Source organism: Nocardia brasiliensis NBRC 14402, from assembly GCF_000308475.2.
GTDB lineage: Bacteria > Actinomycetota > Actinomycetes > Mycobacteriales > Mycobacteriaceae > Nocardia > Nocardia brasiliensis.
In genome coordinates, this window is record NZ_BAFT02000027.1 from 313,659 (window position 1) to 335,112 (window position 21,454).

General features: G+C 67.9%; 19 protein-coding genes. 13 read left to right on the top strand and 6 right to left on the bottom strand.

Annotated features, from left to right (window positions below; genetic code table 11):
• Position 1: 1 nt before the first annotated feature.
• Both TY25_RS07945 and TY25_RS07950 read left to right on the top strand, forming a co-directional pair.
• Positions 2-994: a glycosyltransferase gene (locus TY25_RS07945; RefSeq protein ID WP_042255156.1), complete on the top strand. Its 993-nt coding sequence runs from the start codon at positions 2-4 to the stop codon at positions 992-994.
• Positions 991-2,577: a DUF2142 domain-containing protein gene (locus TY25_RS07950; protein WP_042255157.1), complete on the top strand. Its 1,587-nt coding sequence runs from the start codon at positions 991-993 to the stop codon at positions 2,575-2,577. The genes TY25_RS07945 and TY25_RS07950 overlap by 4 nt, the downstream gene beginning before the upstream one ends.
• A 12-nt stretch (positions 2,578-2,589) precedes the next feature.
• On the opposite strand, the gene rfbB is transcribed toward TY25_RS07950, so the two are convergent.
• Positions 2,590-3,591 (bottom strand): dTDP-glucose 4,6-dehydratase, encoded by a 1,002-nt coding sequence (rfbB, locus tag TY25_RS07955; RefSeq protein WP_042255158.1) that lies wholly within the window; start codon positions 3,589-3,591, stop codon positions 2,590-2,592.
• A 311-nt stretch (positions 3,592-3,902) separates the two neighbouring features.
• Here rfbB and TY25_RS07960 point away from each other — a divergent pair, with 311 nt between their 5' ends.
• On the top strand, positions 3,903-4,625 hold the full coding sequence (locus tag TY25_RS07960; RefSeq protein ID WP_042255160.1) for a DUF8020 domain-containing protein: 723 nt from the start codon (positions 3,903-3,905) through the stop codon (positions 4,623-4,625).
• A 168-nt stretch (positions 4,626-4,793) separates the two neighbouring features.
• Positions 4,794-5,504: a DUF8020 domain-containing protein gene (locus TY25_RS07965; protein ID WP_042255161.1), complete on the top strand. Its 711-nt coding sequence runs from the start codon at positions 4,794-4,796 to the stop codon at positions 5,502-5,504.
• A gap of 176 nt (positions 5,505-5,680) precedes the next feature.
• Here TY25_RS07965 and TY25_RS07970 read toward each other — a convergent pair whose 3' ends face one another.
• A complete protein-coding gene (locus TY25_RS07970; RefSeq protein WP_052281365.1) occupies positions 5,681-6,673 on the bottom strand; it encodes an alpha/beta hydrolase in 993 nt (330 codons plus the stop codon).
• Positions 6,674-6,898: 225 nt separating this feature from the next.
• On the opposite strand from TY25_RS07970, the gene rfbA reads away from it, so the two are divergent.
• Together rfbA and TY25_RS07980 are read left to right on the top strand one after the other, a co-directional pair.
• Entirely contained in the window at positions 6,899-7,771 is an 873-nt protein-coding gene (gene rfbA / locus TY25_RS07975; RefSeq protein ID WP_042255163.1) for a glucose-1-phosphate thymidylyltransferase RfbA, read from the top strand.
• A 2-nt stretch (positions 7,772-7,773) separates the two neighbouring features.
• Positions 7,774-8,322: a dTDP-4-dehydrorhamnose 3,5-epimerase family protein gene (locus tag TY25_RS07980; RefSeq protein ID WP_042255164.1), complete on the top strand. Its 549-nt coding sequence runs from the start codon at positions 7,774-7,776 to the stop codon at positions 8,320-8,322.
• Between the two features lie 63 nt (positions 8,323-8,385).
• On the opposite strand, the gene TY25_RS07985 is transcribed toward TY25_RS07980, so the two are convergent.
• On the bottom strand, positions 8,386-9,849 hold the full coding sequence (locus TY25_RS07985; RefSeq protein WP_042255165.1) for an MFS transporter: 1,464 nt from the start codon (positions 9,847-9,849) through the stop codon (positions 8,386-8,388).
• Positions 9,850-9,934: 85 nt separating this feature from the next.
• On the opposite strand from TY25_RS07985, the gene TY25_RS07990 reads away from it, so the two are divergent.
• On the top strand, positions 9,935-10,360 hold the full coding sequence (locus TY25_RS07990) for a MarR family winged helix-turn-helix transcriptional regulator (protein WP_042255166.1): 426 nt from the start codon (positions 9,935-9,937) through the stop codon (positions 10,358-10,360).
• A 21-nt stretch (positions 10,361-10,381) separates the two neighbouring features.
• Here TY25_RS07990 and TY25_RS07995 read toward each other — a convergent pair whose 3' ends face one another.
• Together TY25_RS07995 and TY25_RS08000 are read right to left on the bottom strand one after the other, a co-directional pair.
• Positions 10,382-11,263, bottom strand: a complete 882-nt coding sequence (locus tag TY25_RS07995) for a helix-turn-helix domain-containing protein (RefSeq protein WP_014980994.1) — start codon at positions 11,261-11,263, stop codon at positions 10,382-10,384.
• A gap of 230 nt (positions 11,264-11,493) precedes the next feature.
• Positions 11,494-12,075 (bottom strand): DUF4282 domain-containing protein, encoded by a 582-nt coding sequence (locus tag TY25_RS08000; RefSeq protein WP_042255167.1) that lies wholly within the window; start codon positions 12,073-12,075, stop codon positions 11,494-11,496.
• Positions 12,076-12,410: 335 nt separating this feature from the next.
• Here TY25_RS08000 and TY25_RS08005 point away from each other — a divergent pair, with 335 nt between their 5' ends.
• The 3 genes from TY25_RS08005 (at position 12,411) to TY25_RS08015 (ending at position 16,229) form a co-directional block, all read left to right on the top strand.
• Positions 12,411-12,893 (top strand): hypothetical protein, encoded by a 483-nt coding sequence (locus TY25_RS08005; RefSeq protein ID WP_042255169.1) that lies wholly within the window; start codon positions 12,411-12,413, stop codon positions 12,891-12,893.
• A 278-nt stretch (positions 12,894-13,171) separates the two neighbouring features.
• Positions 13,172-15,358 (top strand): molybdopterin-dependent oxidoreductase, encoded by a 2,187-nt coding sequence (locus tag TY25_RS08010; RefSeq protein WP_042255170.1) that lies wholly within the window; start codon positions 13,172-13,174, stop codon positions 15,356-15,358.
• 238 nt (positions 15,359-15,596) lie between these two features.
• The gene (locus tag TY25_RS08015; protein WP_042255171.1) at positions 15,597-16,229 is read left to right on the top strand and encodes a pyridoxamine 5'-phosphate oxidase family protein; all 633 of its coding nucleotides are present in this window, start codon (positions 15,597-15,599) and stop codon (positions 16,227-16,229) included.
• Between the two features lie 12 nt (positions 16,230-16,241).
• On the opposite strand, the gene TY25_RS08020 is transcribed toward TY25_RS08015, so the two are convergent.
• Positions 16,242-16,697: a GtrA family protein gene (locus TY25_RS08020; RefSeq protein ID WP_082032436.1), complete on the bottom strand. Its 456-nt coding sequence runs from the start codon at positions 16,695-16,697 to the stop codon at positions 16,242-16,244.
• A gap of 163 nt (positions 16,698-16,860) precedes the next feature.
• Here TY25_RS08020 and dprE1 point away from each other — a divergent pair, with 163 nt between their 5' ends.
• The 3 genes from dprE1 to TY25_RS08035 all read left to right on the top strand — a co-directional run bounded on the left by dprE1 (position 16,861) and on the right by TY25_RS08035 (position 21,356).
• The gene (gene dprE1 / locus TY25_RS08025; protein WP_043681449.1) at positions 16,861-18,348 is read left to right on the top strand and encodes a decaprenylphosphoryl-beta-D-ribose oxidase; all 1,488 of its coding nucleotides are present in this window, start codon (positions 16,861-16,863) and stop codon (positions 18,346-18,348) included.
• Positions 18,345-19,106 (top strand): decaprenylphospho-beta-D-erythro-pentofuranosid-2-ulose 2-reductase, encoded by a 762-nt coding sequence (gene dprE2 / locus TY25_RS08030; RefSeq protein WP_042255174.1) that lies wholly within the window; start codon positions 18,345-18,347, stop codon positions 19,104-19,106. Before dprE1 ends, dprE2 begins: the two co-directional genes overlap by 4 nt.
• A 312-nt stretch (positions 19,107-19,418) precedes the next feature.
• The gene (locus TY25_RS08035; RefSeq protein ID WP_370466211.1) at positions 19,419-21,356 is read left to right on the top strand and encodes a galactan 5-O-arabinofuranosyltransferase; all 1,938 of its coding nucleotides are present in this window, start codon (positions 19,419-19,421) and stop codon (positions 21,354-21,356) included.
• Positions 21,357-21,454 lie beyond the last annotated feature (98 nt).

Genomic DNA, 21,454 nt, shown 5'->3' on the forward strand with positions numbered 1-21,454 from the left:
GGTGGACTCCACCGAGCTTCGTATTGCCGCAGTGGTGCCGTGCCACAACGAAGAGGCTTCGGTCGCCAAGGTCGTCGCCGACCTTCAGGCTGCCGTGCCGGGGATCGTTGTCTACGTCTACGACAATCTGAGTACGGACAAGACAGCCGAACGTGCCCGCGCCGCGGGGGCGATCGTGCGCCACGAGTACACCAAGGGCAAAGGCAATGTGGTCCGCCGCGCCTTCGCCGATATCGAGGCCGATGTCTATCTGATGATCGACGGCGACGACACCTACGAGGCGTCGGCCGCACCGTTGATGATCAAGACGCTGCTCGACGGCCCGTATGACCACGTGCTCGGCGTGCGTAAGCAGGACGAGAGCGGCTCGGCGTACCGGGCCGGTCACGAGACCGGGAACAAGGTGCTCAACGGCGTGGTCGGGCAGGTTTTCGGCGAGAACGTCGAAGACATGCTGAGCGGCTTCCGGGTGTTCTCCCGCCGTTTCGTGAAGAGCTTCCCGGCCGTCTCGCGCGAGTTCGAGATCGAGACCGAACTGACCGTGCATTCGCTGCACCTGCGAGTACCGCGCACCGCGGTGCCGGTGGGTTTCCGCGACCGCCCGGCCGGCAGCGAGAGCAAGCTGCGCACCTACCACGACGGTTTCAAGATCCTGGCGCTGATCATCGGCCTGGCCCGGCACGAGCGGCCGGTCGCGTTCTACGGCCTGTTCGGCACGCTGAGCTGGCTGGTCTCGATCATCCTGAGCATCCCGATCGTGGTCGAGTTCTACAACACCGGCGAGGTGCCCCGGTTCCCGACGCTGTTCCTCGCGTTCACCTTGCTGCTGCTCGGCAGCCTGGCCTGGACCGCGGGCCTGATCCTGGACGGCATCCGGCGCTCCCGGCACGAGGCCGCGCGACTGGTGTATCTGCGCTACTCCGCGGTGAGCGCGGACGACTTCCATCCGAACGGCAACGGCGGTGACGCCCGCACCGGCGGGGCCGGACGGTGACCACTTCGGCGGACAGCACCACGGCTGAGCACAGCGAAACGACGCAGGCGCCGAACGAGACCGCGCCCGGCGCAACGCCGTCGGCGCGACCCGATATCGCAGGCGACGAGCCGAAGGCGAGCAAAGCCGCGGTAGCCACCGCGGGCGCGCGCGTCGTCGAGCGTTTCGGCGCGGCGACCATTGCTTTCACCGTGCTGGTCGCGATCTTCGGCGGGTTGTTCACGGTGCTCACCCCGCCGTTCTGGGGACATGACGAGATCACCCAGTTCGGCCGCGCCTACCAGGTCGCGCACGGCGGGTTCCTACCGCAAAAGATCCATGACGACCGAGGTGTCGCCTACGGCGGCGAAGTCCCGACGAGCATCACCGCCCTGATGGGCTACGCGCTGAAGGACTACACCACCAACCCCGACGAGCCGGACCGCATGGTCGCCGACCCCGGCGCCTACGACCGGCTCGGCAGCGCCGCGGTGTCGGAGGCGACCGAACCGGTCTGGTTCACCAACACCGCCGCCTACTCACCCGTGCCGTATATCCCTGCCGCCGTTGGCATTCGGCTGGCCGAGGTGTTCGGCCTGGATGTCGGCGGGATGGTCGCGCTGACCAGGCTGGCCGGGCTGCTCTGCTATCTGGCCGTGGTCGGCTTCGGGTTGTACGCGCTGCGCAAGCATCGGGTGCAGTGGCTGGCGTTCACCGTCGCGGCACTGCCGATCGCGGTGTTCCAGGCGGGCACCGTCACCGCGGACACGATGACCAACGCGCTGGCCATCATGGTCTCGGCGCTGCTGGTGAAGGCGCTGTTCCTCGGCGACCGGCTCGGCCGGGTGGAAACCGGTGCGCTACTGGCCGCTACGGTGCTGCTGCCCGTCAGCAAGCCCACCTACGTGCTGCTGGCGATGCTGGTGGTGCTCGTGCCCGCGCAGCGGTTCGGCTTCACCGGCTGGCGACGCGCGCTCCCTTGGGTTTTCGCGGGGCTGGGCGGTATCGCCTTCGCCGGCTGGATGAAGATCGCGGCGCCCACCGGCGACGGCATGGGCCTGATGCGGCCGGAGCACCAGTGGCGCTCGGTGCGACCGGGTGACCAGCTGCACGGAATCCTCACCGACCCAGGGCATTTCATCAGCGTGTTCGGTGAGAGCATCGCGCTGCGGGACGAGCGGTGGTTCAGCCAGTTCTTCGGTGAGCTCGGCTTCGCCTACATCGACGTGCCCGCCCTGACCATGCTGGCCTGCCTGTTCGCCTTCGCGGTGAGCATCGGCATCGCGGATCGGATGAGCGCCGCCACCTTCCGGCGCACGTTGCTCGTCGCGCTCACCGTCGCGGCGAGCGTCGCGATGATCTACGTGACGCTGTACATGTCGTTCACCCCGGTCGGCTACTACATCATCGACGGCGTGCAGGGCCGCTACTTCGTGCCGCTGGCGCTCGTCGCCTTCGCCGTGCTGCTGCGCTGGATGCCGTTGCGGCTCACCAACATCGCCGGACGGACCCCCACGGTCGGCCCGGCGGTCACGGTCATCGTGGCCACCGTCGTCGCCCTGATCGGCGCGGTCTGGAAGTACTACGAGATCGTCTGGGGCTGAGACCGCGCGGGACTACAGCGTCTGCTCGCCGGCCGCCACGTAGGCCCGCTCGGTGATCGCCTTGTGCGGACGCCACCAGGCTTCGTTGTCGCGGTACCACTGGATGGTCGCGGCGAGGCCGGCCCGGAAGTCGCCGTAGCGCGGAGTCCAGCCGAGTTCCTCGCGCAGCAGAGTCGCGTCGATCGCGTAGCGCTGGTCGTGGCCCGGCCGGTCGGTGACGTGGTCGAAATCGTCGGGGTCGCGGTCGAAGGCTTCCAGAAGCATCCGCACGACCGACTTGTTGTCGAGTTCGCCCTGCGCGCCGATCAGGTAGGTCTGCCCGATTCGGCCGCGCTCCAGCACATCCCAGACCGCGCGGTTGTGGTCGTCCACGTGGATCCAGTCGCGCACCTGGTGCCCCGCGCCGTAGAGCCGGGGGCGCACGCCGTCGATCAGGTTGGTGATCTGGCGCGGGATGAACTTCTCCACGTGCTGATACGGCCCATAGTTGTTGCTGCAGTTGGACAGCGTGGCGCGCACGCCGAACGACCGGGTCCACGCCCGGACCAGCAGATCACTGGCTGCCTTGGTGGCCGAGTACGGGCTGGACGGGTTGTACGGGGTCTGCTCGGTGAACGCGGGCGCCTCGGCGGTGAGGTCGCCGTAGACCTCGTCGGTGGAGACGTGGTGGTAGCGCACGTCGTAGCGGCGTACCGCCTGCAGCAGCGAATAGGTGCCGACGATATTGGTCTGCACGAACGGCCACGGTTCGGCGAGGGAGTTGTCATTGTGGGATTCGGCCGCGAAATGCACCACCGCGTCGACACCGCTGACGAGTTCGTCGACCAGGTCGAGATCCGCGATATCCCCGTGCACGAAATCGATGCGGTCGGCCACTTCGTCGAGTGAGGCCTTATTTCCGGCGTACGTCAGCGCGTCCAGTACGGTCACGGTGGTGTCGGGATGATCGACAACAGTCGACTTGACGAAGTTCGCCCCGATGAATCCGGCTCCGCCGGTGACAAGCAATCGCACCCCACGACTCTACGTCGGCGGGCGCGACAAGTCGGGTTCTACGCCAAGAACTGGCAATCCACGCAAAAAATTGCCACAGTTGCAATCTGTGACCTTCGTCTCTTACCGTCCGGTAGATGCCGAACGCCCAGTTTGGTTCACGGCCCAAAAACCGTTCAGGCGTGCATATTTCGGACATCTCACCGACGCACGAGTCACCAGGGTGAACAAAATTTGAATTAACGGTCACAACCGGTTCACCACTCGTTAGCTGGTCTAGATTTCCATCGTCTAGTCCCCTCCGAACGCTTCACATCGAGGTTCTCCACAAAATGCTGATGAGGAAATTCGCCGCGACTTCGGCGCTGATGATCGCCGCCCTCGGCGTCACCGCAGGCGCCGTCAATGCGGCTCCGGCCACCGAGGCCGAGAACGGAGCCGTCAACTTCACGGCGAGCTCCACCGACACCCAGACCACTATCAAGACCGACGCCGGCTCCATGGTCGTCGAAGACGGCGTCCTGAAGATCAAGGCCGCCAACGGCACCACGATCGCCGGCACCGATCTGCACTTCCGGGTCGATGACTTCGAATTCCCCATCGCCGCGGACATTTCCGACCGCACCGCGACGCTGAGCCCCGAGTTCAGCATGGACAAGGCGGTTTACAAGCCCGTCGCCCTGCCGTTCGAGGACAAGGCGCCGTGGAAGAGCGAGTACGACCGCGAGCAGGCGGCCTTCAACCGGATGAAGGACACCATCGCGATGGGCGCCACCATCGGCACCCTGGTCGGCGGTCTCGGCGGCGCGGCCGTCGGCTGCGTGCTCGGCGGCATCGCCGGCGCCACGGTGGCCTCGGCCACCATCATCGGACTGTTCGGCCCGTTCATCCCCGCGGCCGCCGTCGGCTGCCTCGGCGGCATCATCGCGGTCGGCGCCCTGGGCACCGTCGCGGGCCAGATCCTGATCACCGCCCCGGTCGCGATCGGCGCGGCCATCCAGTACTTCGCCACCACCAGCGGCCCGTTCAACGCGCCGCCGGCCCCCGCGAAGTAAGTCCCTTCTCCCACAACTGAATTCGCACAACTGAAGAAGCGAGCCAGGAGACCCCGCTCGACCGTCCCGTCGGGCGGGGTTTCCTCAGCCCGGCCGAGTTACTGGAAGTTAGCGAACTCAGGTTTCCGGCCCCCACCCTGCCACAAGCAACTGGATGAGGACCCAGAAATGATTATCAGGAAAATAGCTACCACCTCAGCACTGCTGATCGCCGCGCTCGGCGTCACCGCGGGCACCGTCAACGCGGCTCCCGCCGCCGCCGACGACGCCATCAACTTCACCGCCGAGTCGGTGGACTCGAGCTCCATCATCAAGACCGATGCCGGCTCTATGGTCGTGGAGGACGGCGTTTTCAAGATCAAGGCCGCGAACGGCGCCGTGGTCGCGGGCGCCCCGTTGACCTTCCGGGTCGACGAGTTCGAATTCCCCATCGCCGCCGACATTTCCGAGCGCACCGCGACGCTGACCCCGCAGCTCGACCTGTCGAAGGCCACCTACAAGCCGGTCGCGCTGCCGTTCGAGGACAAGGCGCCGTGGAAGAACGAATACGACCGTGAGCAGGCGGCCTGGAGCCGGATGACCAGCACCATCAGCATGGGCGCCACCATCGGCACCCTGGTCGGTGGCCTGGGCGGCGCGGCCGTCGGTTGCGTCCTGGGCGGCATCGCCGGCGCCACGGTGGCCTCGGCCACCATCATCGGCCTGTTCGGTCCGTTCATCCCGGCCGCCGCCGTCGGCTGCCTCGGCGGCATCATCGCCGTCGGCGCGCTCGGCACCGTCGCGGGCCAGATCCTGATCACCGCGCCGGTCGCGATCGGTGCGGCGATCCAGTACTTCGCGACGATCAACCAGCCGCCGGTGCCCGCACCCGCCAAGTAGGCGAAACCGCACGCGCACAACCGAATACCGAGATACCCCGTCCGGCCGACCGCCGGGCGGGGTATCGCCGTTTCCGAGCGGGCAACGAATCCCGCTGCCGCCGAACGGGTCCCGACATGCGCGAGCCCCGTCCCGGCCACAGCGGAACGGGGCTCGCCTGGACAGGCCGGGCCGCTTTACGCGGTCCGCGCCTGCTGGCTCTCCTCGATCCTGGCTCGGACGAATCGCGACACCCGGGCCAGCGCGGCCCGGCTCTCCGGCAGGTTCGGCGCGATGCTCATGAAGGCGTGCACCTGGCCGCGCCACAGCTCCACCGCGTTCGGCACGCCCGCGGCGGTGAGGCGTTGGGCCATCAGCTCACAGTCGTACCGGAGCACCTCGTCTTCGGCCGCGATGAGCAGCACCGGCGGCAACCCGGCCAGTATCCCGTTCACCGGCGAGAGCAGCGGGTCGAGCTTGCCGTCCACCTCCGCGCCGATCCGGACCACGGCCGCCAGCGCGAGCAACGGGATATACGGATCGCGGCGCACGTTGACGTGTCCGCGCTTGGCCGCATAGTCCAGATCGAGCAGCGGGCTCAGCCCGACCAGACCGGCGGGCGCGGGCAGGCCCTCGGCCAGCGCGCGCAGCGCGGTCGCGAAAGTCAGGTAGCCGCCCGCGGAATCACCGGCGAAGACGATGCGGCCCGGCTCCGCCCCGTGCGCGAGCAACCAGCGGTACGCGGTGAGGCAGTCCTCGACCGAATCGGTGATGCGCCGCCCGGGCAGTTGCCGGTAGTCGACATTCACCACCGGCAGGCCGGTACGCCGGGCCAGGCTCGCGGCGACCGGACGGTGCGTGCGCAGGCCGCAGACCGCGAATCCGCCGCCGTGCATGTACAGCATGGCGCCGTGCCGCAGCGCCCGCGCCGCACCCGCGGGCCGGATGATCTCCATCCGGAAACCGTTGAGCGACACCCGTTCCCGATCGATACCCGTCGGCTCCGGCCGCAGCCGCGCCAGCGTATCGATCGCGGCGGCGCCGATCGGGATGGTGGCGCGGGTGATCGGCGCCGCGCGCAGCGCCGGACGGATCACGCCGAGGCAGGCCGCGAGCAACAGGCGTGCGGGCGCGCTCAAATTTTCCGGATTCATGACCATGCCGGGATCGCCGACTCGACTGGCAGCCATCGCGCACCTACCTCACCACTGGCGCGCCGAGTCCCGACCGGACGGTCCCAGGCGAGCTGTCGGCGCTGACAACTCACACGATGTTGTTTCAGAACAACATGTGTTGTGTGACCTAAGCAACAGAATCTCCCCACGGCCCGCCCGCGAAACCACGAAGGCCGATTCCGTAATCAATTCGAAAGGCCGCCCGTACCGAAACGGCAGTCCCCTGGCAGACTCCTCGGCATGCGCGGAATCATCTTGGCGGGCGGCACCGGTTCGCGGTTGCACCCGATCACGCGCGGCGTGAGCAAGCAGCTGGTCCCGGTCTACGACAAGCCGATGATCTACTACCCGCTGTCCACGCTGATGCTCGCGGGCATCCGGGACATCCTGGTCATCACCACGCCGGGCGATGCGGCCGCGTTCACCCGGCTGCTCGGTGACGGCACCCAGTTCGGCCTGTCGATCAGCTACGTGGTGCAGCCGGAACCGGACGGGCTGGCCCGGGCCTTCGTGCTCGGCGCCGACCACATCGGTACCGATACCGCGGCACTGGTGCTCGGCGACAACATCTTTCACGGACCCGGCTTGGGCACCAATCTGAATCGCTTCACCGGCATCGACGGCGGCGCGGTGTTCGCCTACTGGGTCTCGGACCCGACCGCGTACGGCGTGGTGGAGTTCACCGGGGGACGCGCGGTCTCCATCGAGGAGAAACCGAAGACGCCGCGCTCGAACTACGCCATCCCCGGGCTGTACTTCTACGACAACGACGTGGTCGAGATCGCCCGCACGCTGCGCCCTTCCGCGCGCGGCGAGTACGAGATCACCGATATCAACCGCGCTTACCTGGAACAGGATCGGTTGCAGGTGGACGTGCTCGCGCGCGGCACCGCGTGGCTGGACACCGGCACCTTCGATTCGCTGCTGGACGCCGCCAACTACGTGCGCACCATCGAAGAACGACAGGGGCTCAAGATCGGCGTGCCCGAGGAGGTCTCCTGGCGGATGGGCTACATCGATGACGAACAGCTGTGCAAGCTGGCCGAGCCGCTGGTCCGCTCCGGCTACGGCAGCTATCTGCTCGATCTGCTGCAGCGCGGACGGGATTGGTGAGCATGGAGTTCCGTGAGCTGGCCGTGCCGGGCGCGTGGGTGATCACCTCGCGCCAGTTCGGCGACGACCGCGGCATGTTTCTCGAGAGCTTCAAGGCCTCGGAGTTCGAGAAGGCGACGGGCCGGGCGCTCGATCTGCGCCAGGTGAACTGCTCGGTGTCCGCGGCCGGCGTGCTGCGCGGCATCCACTACACCGAAGACCCACCGGGGCAGGCGAAGTACGTCACCTGCGTGCGCGGCGCGTTTCTCGACGTGGTGGTCGATCTGCGTCCCGGTTCACCGACCTACGGGCAATGGGACAGCGTGCTGCTCGACGACGTCGACCGGCGTTCGATGTTCCTGTCCGAGGGGCTGGGCCACGCCATCCTCTCGCTGGAGGACAACTCCACCGTCACCTATCTGTGCTCGCTGGAGTACACGCCCGAATTCGACCGGGAGATCGACGCTTTCGATGCCCGGCTCGGCATCGACTGGCCGACCATCGGCCGGGACGGCACTCCGCTCACATTCATCCGGTCCGCCAAAGACGCTGCGGCACCGCCCTTTTCCTGAGCACCGAAAACAGCCGACCGGCACCACCCCCTCGGGGCGATGCCGGTCGGCACTCGTGCGGAATCAGCCGACGAGCTCGAGCTCCGGTTCCGCGACCGGTTCGGCCTGCTTGCCGCGCTTGCCGAGGAAGGCCGAAAGCGCAACCAGCGCACCGACGATCGAGACCGCCGCGGCGAAGATCAGGCCCGGACGGTAGGTGTCCAGCATCGCGGTCGGCGAGGTCCCGCCGTGCGCACCCGAGGCGATGATCGCGGTGGTCACCGCGAGCACGATGGCGGCGCCGACCTGCATGGAGGTCTGCAGCACGCCCGCCGCGAGACCCTGTTCCTCGTCGTCGATCCCGTTGGTGGCCTGAATGTTGATGGCAGGGAAGCCCACCCAGCCGATGCCGATCAGCAGGATCGCGGGCAGCAGCATCGTCCAGTAGGACGGCGCGGTGTCCAGTCGCAGGAACAGCAGGTAGCCGACGGCCATCACGGCCATGGTGACGCCGATGATCGGGCCGGTGCCGAAACGGTCGACCAGCTTGTCGGAGAACACCGCGGACAGGGCGACCATCAGGCCCACCGGCAGCAGCGCCATCGACAGCTTCAGCGGCGACCAACCCAGGGTGTCCTGCATGAACAGGGTCACGATGAACTGCCAGCTGAAGTAGGAGCCGGCCACCGCCACGATCGCCAGGCTGGCCCGCACCAGCGAGACCTTGCGCAGGATGCCGAGCCGGACCAGCGGGTGCTTGACCCGCTTCTCCACCGCGACGAACGCGGCGAACAGCACGAGCACCGCGGCGAACGAACCGAGCGTGCGCGCCGAGGCCCAGCCCGCTTCCGGCGCGGTGACCACGGTGTAGACCAGCAGCAGCATGGCGGAGGTGGACAGCAGCGCACCGAAGAGGTCGTGGCCGCCTTCCTCGGCGGGCTTGTCCTTCGGCACCAGCACCCACGCGGCGGCCAGCGCGGCCAGCGCGATCGGGACGGGCAGCAGGAAGGTCCAGCGCCAGCCGACGCCGGTCATCAGGCCGCCGAAGAGCAGACCGGACGAGTAGCCGCCCGCGCCGAACACGGTGTAGATGGACAGCGCCTTGTTCCGGGCCGGGCCCTCGGCGAAGTTGGTGGTGATGATCGACAGACCGGTCGGCGCGGTGAACGCGGCGGCCAGGCCCTTGATGAAGCGGGTAAGGATCAGCAGCGGGCCCGAGCTCACCAGGCCGCCCGCGAGCGAGGCCAGGGCGAACACACCCAGCGCGATCAGGAAGACCTTGCGGCGGCCGAACAGGTCGGCGGTGCGGCCACCGAGCAGCAGCAGGCCGCCGTAGCCGAGGATGTAGCCGCTCACCAGCCACTGCAGGGTGGACGTCGAGAGGTCGAGTTCATTGCCGATGGACGGCAGCGCGACGCCGATCATCGACACGTCGAGGCCATCGAGGAACAGCACGATGCACAGCGTGATCAGCATGCCCCAAAGGCGGGTAGTCCATTTGGTCGGATCGGTCGCGGATGCGGCCGCCAGGGTTGCTGGTGAAGTCATGCGGGGTACGTTACATGCAGGCGCATTAAATGCCAACACATCTAATGCAGTTGCATGGATCGCTGCGGACCACTAGGATGGGGCCATGTCGAAGCCGTCGACAATCGAGACAGCCCGGCGCACCGTCGCGCCGACCGGGCTGGTGGGTGAGTGGCGTGAGCTGCTGGACCGGCACGCGACGGTGAGCTGTGCCATGGAAAAGGCGCTACAGGGACAGCACGGGATCGGACTCAGCGAGTTCGAGACGCTGGACCGGTTGATCGACGCCAACTGCGGCGACTATCGAATGAGCGATCTGGCCAACGACATCTACCTGAGCCAGAGCGCGCTGTCCCGCGCGGTCGCCCGGCTGGAGCGCGATGGCCTCGTCGCGCGCACCATGTGCCAGGACGACCGGCGCGCGGTCTTCGTCTGCCTCACCGAGAAAGGCCGCGCAGCCTACGCGCAGGCGCTGCCGACCCACCGTGCGGTGCTGGCGGACACCTGGGGCGTGCCCGGCCGAAAGTGCTGAGGCGCCGCGAGATTCCCGCCGTCAGAACACGCGGCTGCTGCGCGCCTGCTCGATATCGTCGCGCGCGTCCACCGCGACCGATTTGATGCTCGCCAAGGCCCTTCGGTACCGGTCGATCTCGTTCTCCTTGTCCAGATACACCGGGCCGGTGAACGATTCGACGTAGACCACCGGCGGTTCGGGCGACTCGCCCGCACGCAGCTCGGGGAACTCGAGCATGACGAAACGGCCCGAGTCCATGCCGTCGTGGTAGCCGGAATCCGTCGGCGCCACCTGGATTCGGACGTTCGGCAGGTCGCACATGCGCCGCAGGTGCTCGAGCTGCGCGGCGGTGACCGCGTCGCCGCCGATGCGCCGCCACAGCACCGACTCGCTGATCACCACATCCAAGTGCAGGGGCGCGTGCGCGCGGGTGACCAGGGCTTGGCGCGCCATGCGCAGCTGCACCCGCCGATCGAGCTCGTTCGCGGGCATGTCCGGGCGCGCGGCCGTGAGCAACGCGCGCGTGTAGTCCTCGGTTTGCAGCAGGCCGGGCACCAGCTCGTTCTCGTAGGTCGACAGCCGGGTGGCCGCTTCTTCCAGGCCGATGTAGACCTCGAAGCCCTCCGCGATCACGTCGCCGTACGCAGTCCACCAGCCACGAGCCTTCGTCTCCCGCGCCAGGGCCGTGAGCGGACCGATCAGATCGGACGGCGCGCCGTAGACCTTGCACATCGCCTCGACGTCGAGGCTGCGCAGCGAGGTCTGGCCGGTCTCGATCCGCCAGATCTTGGCTTCCGACCATTCCAGCTGCTGGGCAGCGGTTCTGGTGGTCATCCGCGCGCGATTACGCAGGTCGCGCAGATGCCGGCCGAGTTGACGCCGGGGCATGGTCGAACCGGTCGTCCCCTGCGGTAATGCCATAGGTGTTCCCCCCTTGTAGCCGAGCACCGGGCACTCTCACCGAACCACTCCGAAGTCCGGCAGCGTGACCTTCTCTATCAGACACCGTCCCAGCCGGAGCTGGAGCATCCAAACGGCATTGTTTCACAGCAAAACAACCCCCGGTCACTATGGGCGACACCACAACCCGAGGGTGGGCAGATTGCCGGGAGATCCGCGGCGCGCGTTGTGCACCCGGCACCGGACCGGGCCTAGCGCCGGGGACCTCGCTTGCGGAACCGCCAGAACTGCACCGCGCGAACGTCTTCGGAGAGCTGGTTCACCGGTTCGGCGACATCGGAGAGCGCCTGGAACAGATCGTCGGCCAGTTCGCTGATGTGCTCGACCCGGGTGGCCAGCCGCGACGCGTTCACCAGGAACTCGAGCATCAGGCGGACCGCAGCCGCGATGGTCAGTCCCAGCGGCACGCCGAGCAACGCGGCCAGCACGCCCAGCACGGCCGACACCCGCCACATGAGCACGGTGAGCGCGATCGGGACGGCGACGGCGAAGGCGAGTCCGAGAATGTAGGCCAGCGGCAGCAGGGTCCGGGTGGCCGGGCGGTGGAACTGCACGTCCAGCAAACCGCGGGCGGCCTCGACGCTCCACTGCCCGAAGGCGCGCGGGCTCTCGAACGGCTCCGGCGTCTGCTCGGTCGCGGCGGTTTCCGTGCGCGAGAACCGGCGGGCCGCCGATTCCTTCCATGTGATCCAGCGGGATTCCGCTTCGAACTCCTCCGGGTCCGGCAGCGGACTCCCCTTTGCCGCACCGGTTCCGTTGGACTCATCGCTCATGGCAAGAAATCCTCCCCGCAATCGCGCGTCCGGGCCAGCGGGGATTCGCGGGCCGACCCATACGTCACATCATCCTCACACCGCGGTCACATCATTCCCAGGTTCTCCTCAGCGACATCCCAGGGAAAGAACAGGTCAGCACCCGAAAGTGGCGGCAGGACAACGGTTCCGGATGGAAAGACCACGGTTATAGCGAACAGCTTTTACGCCCCCGCAGAAGAGACGTGAGCAACAGTCGTGAAGAAGTTTTGAAGATCGCGTAACGCTGCGGATGGCCATCACCGATACGACCCATGAATGCAGGACCCAGATCTACCGGGGAATGGAGAAAGACAGTGCGCACCACGTTTCCGACTTCCGTCTCGGCGGCTGCCATGACCGCCGCAGCGCAGGAATACACCCAGCGCGGATGGACGGTCGCCGAAACGGCCAACGGTCTTTGCCTGATCACCGATGACGAGCTTTCGGCCATCGAGGTCAGCGGCGAGCTGGCCGGTCAGGTCCGCCGCTTCCTGCGAGCGAACAACCTGTCCGGGCCGGTCATCGAGATCCCGGGCACCGAGCGTCGCGAGATCCACTTGGTCACCGGCGTCCGCAAGGCCGCCATGGCGCTGGCGGCGCTGACCGCCGCGGGCGCTGTCGTGCACACCGACGGCGCGGGCGTCCCGTTGCCGCCCACTCAGCTCTCGGCAGGCTCGGCCTGCTGGGGGGTCGCACCCACCGAGGCCCGCTGGGTTCCGCCGGTGGTTGCGCTCAGCGCGGCCGTCCGGGCCGCGACCGCAGGCAGCAAGACGCAGCTCACCAGCGTCGCCTGCTGATACCGCACAACCTGCTGAACACAGACCGGGACTGGGACTACCCGGACTGCACGACCGATATCCGCCACCTAGCCGGCCTGCACCGGCGTGCGGATATCGGTCGTTTTGCGTGGACGGCCGTCTGTGACGCCGATCTCGATTACGCTATGGATTGAGACACTCGGGACGTCACGACTGAATTGCGCGTACGTGGGTCAGCCCGGCCGATGCGCCACCCCGCCGCGCGCCAGCCACCGGCGCGACGCTCGAGCCCGAACACGCGAAAGAGGCGGACGAGCATGGCCGACGTCACCGATCAGCGGAACCTGTTGCGCACCTGCCCCCTGTGCGAGGCGGTGTGCGGACTGGAGATCACGCTCGATCCCGAGGATCATGTGATCGCGGTGCGCGGCGACAAGGCCGACCCGTTCAGCAAGGGGTTCATCTGCCCCAAAGGCGCGAGCTTCGGTCATCTCGACGAGGACCCGGACCGGCTGCGCGAGCCGATGATTCGCGACCGGGCCACCGATACCTGGCGCACCGCGTCGTGGGACGAGGCGTTCGACCTCATCGCGGAGCGCTTCCCCCAGATCGTTGCCGAACACGGAAACCAAGCCGCGGCAGCGTATCTGGGCAATCCCAACGCGCACACCGTGGCCGGCGCGCTGTACGTGCCGGTGCTGCTGCGCGCGTTGAGCACCCGCAACATCTTCTCCGCGAGCACCGCCGACCAGATGCCGAAACAGGTGGCCAGCGGCTTGATGTTCGGCGATCCGCTCACCGTGCCGGTGCCGGATCTGGATCGCACCGACTATCTGCTGATGCTCGGCGCCAACCCGCTCGAATCCAACGGATCGCTGTGCACCGCACCGGATTTCCCCGGCAGGCTGAAGGCGCTGCGCCGTCGTGGCGGCCGCTTCGTGGTGGTCGATCCCCGCGTGACGCGTACCGCGAAGCTGGCCGACGAGCACCTGTTCATCCGGCCGGGTAGCGACGCGTACCTGTTGTTCGGCATCGTGCACACCTTGTTCGCCGAGGATCTCATCGATATCCGGGTCGAGGTCGCCGGTGTGGACGAACTGCGTACGGCCGCAGCGGCGTTCAACCCGGATACGGTGGCGACGCGCACCGGCGTGCCCGCCGGCACGGTGATCCGGCTCGCCAGGGAGCTGGCCGCCGCGCCGACCGCGGCCGTCTACGCCCGGATCGGCACGTGCACAGCGGAATTCGGCACCATCACGCAGTGGCTGGTGGACGCGATCAACGTCTTGACCGGCAACCTCGACACCGCGGGCGGCGCGATGTTCGCGACCGCGGCGGCGGGCGGCATCGTCCGCAGCAAGCCGTTCCGGCCCGGGCGCTGGACCAGCCGGGTGCGCGGCCTGCCCGAGGCGATGGGTGAACTGCCCGTCGCGACCCTGGCCGATGAGATCAACACGCCGGGCGAGGGGCAGATCCGCGCACTGGTGACGGTCGCGGGCAATCCGGTGCTCTCGGCGCCGAGCGGCGCCCGGCTCGACGCTGCCTTCGCCCGGCTCGACTTCATGGTCAGCGTGGACCGGTATCTCAACGAAACCACCCGGCACGCCGATGTGATCCTGCCGCCGCCGCGTCCCGTGCAGTCACCGCACTACGACTTCGCACTGCTGCAGTTCGCGGTGCACAACTACGCGCGGTACTCCCGCCCGCTGGTGCCGCTGGGCGACCGGCCGTCGGAGTCGGCGGTGCTCACCAGGCTGGCCGCCGCGGTGTCGGGGATGCCGCACGCGGGCACCGACGGCGTCGACCCGCTCACCGGCGTCGACGAACTGATCATCGCGGGCATGCTGCACAAGGCCGGAATGACCGAGCGGCGCGGTGAATTGATCGGAGCGGACACCACAGAACAGCGCATCGACCTGATGCTGCGGCTCGGACCCTACGGCGAATGGGCCGGTGGACATCTGAATCTGCAAGTGCTGCTGGACAATCCGCACGGCGTCGACCTCGGGCCGTTGCAGCCCAAGCTGCCCGGCGCACTGCGGACCGAGTCGAAGAAGGTGGAACTCGCGCCGCGGCAGCTGCTCGACGACGTGACCCGGATGCGGGCCCGCCTGGCCGACGCGGCGCCGGACGTGGTGCTGATCGGGCGGCGGCAGCTGCGCTCGAACAACAGCTGGATGCACAACGTCGCCACGCTGGTGAGCGGCTCGAATCGCTGCACGCTGCAGATCAATCCGGCCGATGTCGCGCGGCTCGGCCTGCACGAGCACGCGGTGGTGAAATCGGCGGCGGGCATGCTGACGGTGCCGCTGGAGCCGACCGACGCGATCATGCCGGGGGTGGTGAGCCTGCCGCACGGCTGGGGCCACACCGACAGCACGCAGAGCGTCGCGAGGGAACACGCCGGGGTCAACGCGAACGTGCTGACCGACGACTCGGTGGTCGACGTCCCCTCCGGCAACGCGGTCTTCAACGGCGTCCCGGTGACCTTGACGCCGGCCTGACGCGCGCGGAAAATCGGACTGTTTCCGGGCGGCCGGTCGCGTGAAAAATTCCGGCCGGTCGGAATGCAGCTAATCCGTGGAAACCCTTGCGCTAATTACGCATTCAGTGCATTCTCAACGTGGATTCCGTACTTTTGCCAAGCCGAATCGGATTAAAATGGGCAGGATTTCGGTTTAGTCGCGGGCGCGATCTCGACGCCTCGACGGAACCCGATTCCGCCTACCAGAGGGGGCACGAATGCCCGGCGCGCAGCACGGCAGCGACGGCGAACGCGAGCTACAGGATCGGTACGGCACCCAGGACAGAGCCGCACGCTTCTACAACGATCAGGTGCTCGATCATCTGAACCACACCATGATCGAGTTCATCGGCCGGATGGAGATGGCGTTCATCGCCACCTCGGACAAACACGGCGAATGCGACTCCAGCTTCCGCGCCGGCGAACCCGGCTTCCTGCACGTGATCGATGAACGCACGATTGCCTACCCCGAATACCGCGGCAACGGCGTGCTCGCCAGCCTCGGCAACATCCTGGAGAATCCGCACGTAGGCATCCTGCTAATCGATTTCGTGCGCGATCTGATCGGCCTGCACGTCAACGGCTCGGCCCGGATCATCGCCGACGACACGCTGCGCAAGATCACGCCGGGACTGCCCGCCAATGCCAAGGGGCGCGCGGCGCAGCGCTGGGTCGTCGTCGACATCGAAGAGGCATACATCCACTGCCGCAAGCACATTCCCCACCTCGTCCCGGCCGACCGGGAACAGCGCGACTGGGGCACCGACAACACCCGCGCGAAGGGCGGGGACTACTTCGGGGCAAAGGCGCAGGGACGCGAACTGTCCGCCGCCCTGCTCACGAACGGCTGAACGGCCGAGCGCTCACTTGATCTTGAAGATCACCAGGCGCTGGACGACGAAGTTGATGACGGTGGCGGTGCCCTGCGCGACGACGAAGGCGAGCAGCTGGCGCCACGGCGCGTCCGGCAGCGCCTCGTACAGCACCGCGTTGATGCCGACCTGCACGGCGAAGGTGACCGCGTAGAGAATCACCACCGCGACGAAACGAGCCCGGCTCGGCGGGGCCTGGAAGGTCCAGCGCCGGTTGATCAGATACGCGGTGGTGGTGCCCGCGATGAAGCTGAGCGACTTGGCCGCCTCGCGCGGCAGCCCGATCAGGTTGAACAGCAGGCTGTACAACCCGAAGTCGACGATCGCCGACAGTCCGCCGGTCAGGGTGAACCGGACGATCTGCGTCTTGAGGTCGACATCGGTACCGCCCGGCTCGTCGACCAGCGGCAACTCGACCGGAAGCGGCAGGTGGGGTTCGGCAGGCACGGGCACGAGCGTAGCCGGGGCCCGCCGCAGCGGCGCGCGGACCGGCCGAGCCCACCGAACCCGCGATGTGGGCGGCGGGCGTGTCCAGCGCCATAGCGACGTATATGTCACTACTCCGGAGTAAGAGACATCGACCGGATGTCCGGTCATACCTGTAGCCTCTATGCCGATGTCCACGAAAGCTCCGACCGCCACCACGACGACCGGGAACGAGAACGGCGCCACCGTCACGAACGGGGACGCCGACGCCGGGAGCGCGTTCGCCTTGCCGACGCAAACCCGCACGTTGACCGGGTGGGGTCGCACCGCACCAACCTCATCCGAAGTGCTCTCGACCGGCGATCCGGAACTGATCGCCAAGGCCGTCGCCATGGTCGCCGAGGACAACGACAGCAAGCCACCACACCTGCGCCGCGGTGTCATCGCGCGCGGGCTCGGCCGCTCCTACGGCGACCACGCGCAGAACGCGGGTGGGCTGGTGGTCGACATGACGGCGCTGAACAACATCCACCGGATCGACCGCGACACGCGGATCGTCGATGTGGACGGCGGGGTCAGCCTGGACCAGCTCATGAAGGCGGCGCTGCCGTTCGGGCTGTGGGTTCCGGTGCTGCCCGGCACCCGTCAGGTGACGATCGGCGGCGCCATCGCCTCCGACATCCACGGTAAGAACCATCACAGCGAGGGCAGCTTCGGCAACCACGTGCGCTCGATCGAGCTGCTCACCGCCGACGGGCAGGTGCAGCACCTCACGCCGAAGCGCAACGCCAAGCTGTTCTGGGCGACCGTCGGCGGCAACGGCCTCACGGGCATCATCCTGCGCGCGACCATCGAGATGACGCCGACCGAATCGGCGTACTTCCTCAACGACGGCGTGAAGACCACGACGCTCGACGAGACCATCGCGGCGCACAGCGACGGCAGCGAAGCCGACTACACCTACTCGAGCGCCTGGTTCGACGTGATCAGCCCGCTGCCGAAACTGGGCCGCGCCACCATCACCCGCGGCAGGCTGGCCAAGGTCGACGAGCTACCCAAGCGCCTGCGCAGCAAGCCACTGAAATTCGATGCGCCGCAACTGATGACGGTGCCGGACATCTTCCCGAACTGGACGATGAACAAGCTGACGCTGCGCTCCATCGGCGAGGCGTACTACGCGATGGGCGGCAACTACACCGGCAAGGTGCAGAACCTGACGCAGTTCTATCATCCGCTCGACATGATCGCGGAGTGGAACCGTGGCTACGGCTCCAACGGATTCCTGCAGTACCAGTTCGTGGTGCCGACCGAGGCGGTCGAGGAGTTCAAGCGGATCATCATCGACATCCAGGCCTCGGGCCACTACTCGGCGCTCAACGTGTTCAAGCTGTTCGGCGCGGGCAACCCGGCGCCGCTGAGCTTCCCGATGCCGGGCTGGAACATCTGCGTCGACTTCCCGATCAAGCCCGGGCTCAACGAGCTGGTCAGCGAGCTGGACCGGCGGGTGCTGGAGTTCGGCGGGCGGCTGTACACCGCGAAGGACTCGCGCACCAGCGCGGAGACCTTCCACCAGATGTACCCGCGGATCGACGAGTGGATCAAGATCCGCCGAAGTGTCGATCCCACAGGCGTTTTCATGTCCGATATGGCGAGAAGGCTGGAGCTTCAGTGATCAATGCCGTGGGAAACCCGCAGGCCATTCTGCTGCTCGGCGGTACCTCCGAGATCGGCCTCGCGATCTGCGCGGAATACCTGAAGAAGGGGCCCGCGCGGATCATCCTGGCCGCCCTGCCGAATGATCCGCTGCGTGACGAAGCCGTCGCGCAGATGAAGGCGGCGGGTGCGAGCAGTGTCGAGCTGATCGATTTCGACGCGCTCGACACCGACGGCCATCCGAAGGTGATCGACGCGGCCTGGGACGGCGGCGACGTCGATATCGCGATCGTCGCGTTCGCGCTCGACGGCGACCCGGAAGAGCTGTGGCAGAACCAGCGCAAGGCCGTGCAGGTCGCCGGAATCAACTACACCGCATCGGTTTCGGTCGGCGTGCTGGTCGGCGAGAAGATGAAGGCGCAGGGCTTCGGGCGGATCATCGCGATGTCCTCGGTCGCCGGTGAGCGGGTCCGCCGCACGAACTTCGTCTACGGCTCCACCAAGGCCGGCCTGGACGGTTTCTACCTCGGGCTCGGCGAGGCGCTGCGCCCGCACGGGCCGCGCGTGCTGGTGATCCGGCCGGGCATGGTGCGCACCAAGTTCTCCGCGCACGTCAAAGAGGCGCCGCTCACCGTGGACAAGGAAGTCATTGCCGAGCTGGCGGTTTCGGCCGCGCAGAAGGGCCGGGAACTCATCTGGGCGCCGGGCACCTGGCGCTACGTCATGATGATCCTGCGCCACATCCCGCGCCCGATCTTCCGCAAGCTGCCCATCTGACGCACGCTGCCGCGCCGGTCCGCGCCGCTGTGCCGGGCGCACCGGCGGCGGGCGGGCCTGCGCGAAATCAGGCGTCACCGGCATGGGTCGCCACATCCGGCAGCGGACCTGGCAGCATGTTCGCGGATCGTCCGAACGCCGCGGTGCGGTCGTCGTGACGCCGACGTGAAAGCCGAGCCCGAACGAAGCCGGAGATGCCATGCGAGTGTTCGACTGTGACGACTGCGGAGCGCCGCGGTGACCACCGCGACCGCACCGAGCGGTGCATCGACGGAGCACGGCGAGCCGGCGCGGACGCCGGGTAAAGGGGCGCTGCTGGCCCGCCATCTCGGCTCCGGGGTGGGCGAGGCGCTGCTGGCGGCGGTGGTCGCCACGGTGGTGACCGGCGTTGGGCTGGTGGCGTTCTCGCGGGTGCAGTGGCCCGCGTTCAACTCCTCCAACGTCACTCGGGCGCTGACCACGGTCGGACAGGTCGTCGCGGCGGTCCTGCTGATCGCGGCGATCGCGTTGCTGCGGCGGCAGCGCTGGCCCTGGGCGGCGAAAATACTGTCCTGGGTGGGCGTCTCGACCTTCGTCACGTTCACGCTGGGGATGCCGCTGGCGGCGACCAAGCTGTATCTGTTCGGCGTCTCGGTGGACCAGGAGTTCCGCACCGAGTATCTGACCCGGCTCACCGACACCGCCGCGCTGCGCGATATGACCTACGCCGACCTGCCGCCGTTCTATCCGGCGGGCTGGTTCTGGATCGGCGGCCGGGTCGCCAACCTGCTCGGCCTGACCGGGTGGGAAACCTTCAAGCCGTATGCGATCGGCTCGATCGCGGTCGCGGCGGTGATCTCGCTTGTGCTGTGGTCCAAGCTGATTCGCGCGGACTGGGCGGTCGCGGTGGCCGCGGCGGTGACCGCGCTCGCGGTCGCGTACGCCGCGCCCGAGGCCTACAGCGCGGTGATCGTGATCCTGCTGCCGCCCGCACTCGTGCTCGCCTGGGGTGCGCTGCACCGGCCTCGCGACGCGGGTAAGACCCTCGGCGGCTGGGGCGCGGTGGTCGGCACCGGACTGTTCCTCGGCTGGTCCGCCACGTTCTACACGCTGTACGCGGCGTTCGCGGCCTTCGCCGTCGCGCTGATGGGTCTCATCGCGGCCGGGCTAGCGGTGCGCGAACACCGGGCCGCCGCCCATCCCCGGCGGACGCGCGGCGACGCCGAGACGCTGCCGCCATGGCGGGCGGCGGTCCCGCCGCTGGTCCGGTTGGCGGTGATCGCGGTGCTCGCCGCGCTGATCGCGCTGATCGTGTGGCTGCCGTACCTGCTGAAGACGCTGAGCGGCAAGGTCGCCACCTCCGGTTCCGCGTTCCACTACCTGCCCGAATCCGGGGCCGAACTGCCGTTGCCCATGGCGGAGTTCTCGCTGCGCGGCGCGCTCTGTCTGATCGGGCTGCTCTGGCTGGTGGTGCGCGCCGCCTCGTCGCGGCGGGCGCAGGCGCTGGGCATCGGGGTGCTGGCCGTGTACCTGTGGACGCTGCTGTCCATGGCGGCGACCGCGGCGGGGACCACGCTGCTCTCGTTCCGGTTGGAATCGGTGCTGCTCGCGCTGCTCGCGGCGGCCGGCGCGTTCGGTTTCGTGGAGGGTGCGCGGGCGATCTATCAGGCGTTGAACGAGCCGCGGCAGTTCCGGATCGTCGCGGTCGCGGTCGCGGTGGTCGGCGCGCTCGCGTTCACCCAGCACATCCCGCACATCCTCGCGCCGGAGATCACCACCGCCTACACCGACACCGACGGCAACGGAACACGCGCCGACCAGCGCGCCCCGTCGGCGGTCGCGCACTACCGCGCGATCGACGCGGCGCTGCTCGCGCAGACCGGCCGGCCGCGCTCGGACACGGTGCTGCTCACCGCCGACACCAGCTTCTTGTCCTTCTACCCGTACTACGGCTTCCAGGCGCTCACCTCGCACTACGCGAACATGCTCGCCGACTTCCCCGGCCGGGCCGCGACCATCGAGAGCTGGAGCAAGCTGAAGTCGTCCGCGGCGTTGCTCGACGCATTGGCGGCCTGCCCGTGGCGGGCCCCGGACGCCTTCCTGTTCCGGCGCAGCGGCGACACCTACACCCTGCGCCTGGCCAAGGACGTCTACCCGAACGATCCCAACGTGCAGCGCTACACGGTGGCTTTCCCCAAGGACCTCTTCGCCGATCCGCGCTTCACGAGCACCGATATCGGCCCGTTCACCCTGGTCACGCTGCGCAAATAAGATCCGGGCAGGCCCCGGCCGGCCGGGTCCCGTTCGTCACATCCCTACCCGACTGCCAGGCAGAACACAGGGTTGCCGGGTAGGGTCGGCGGCTGAGT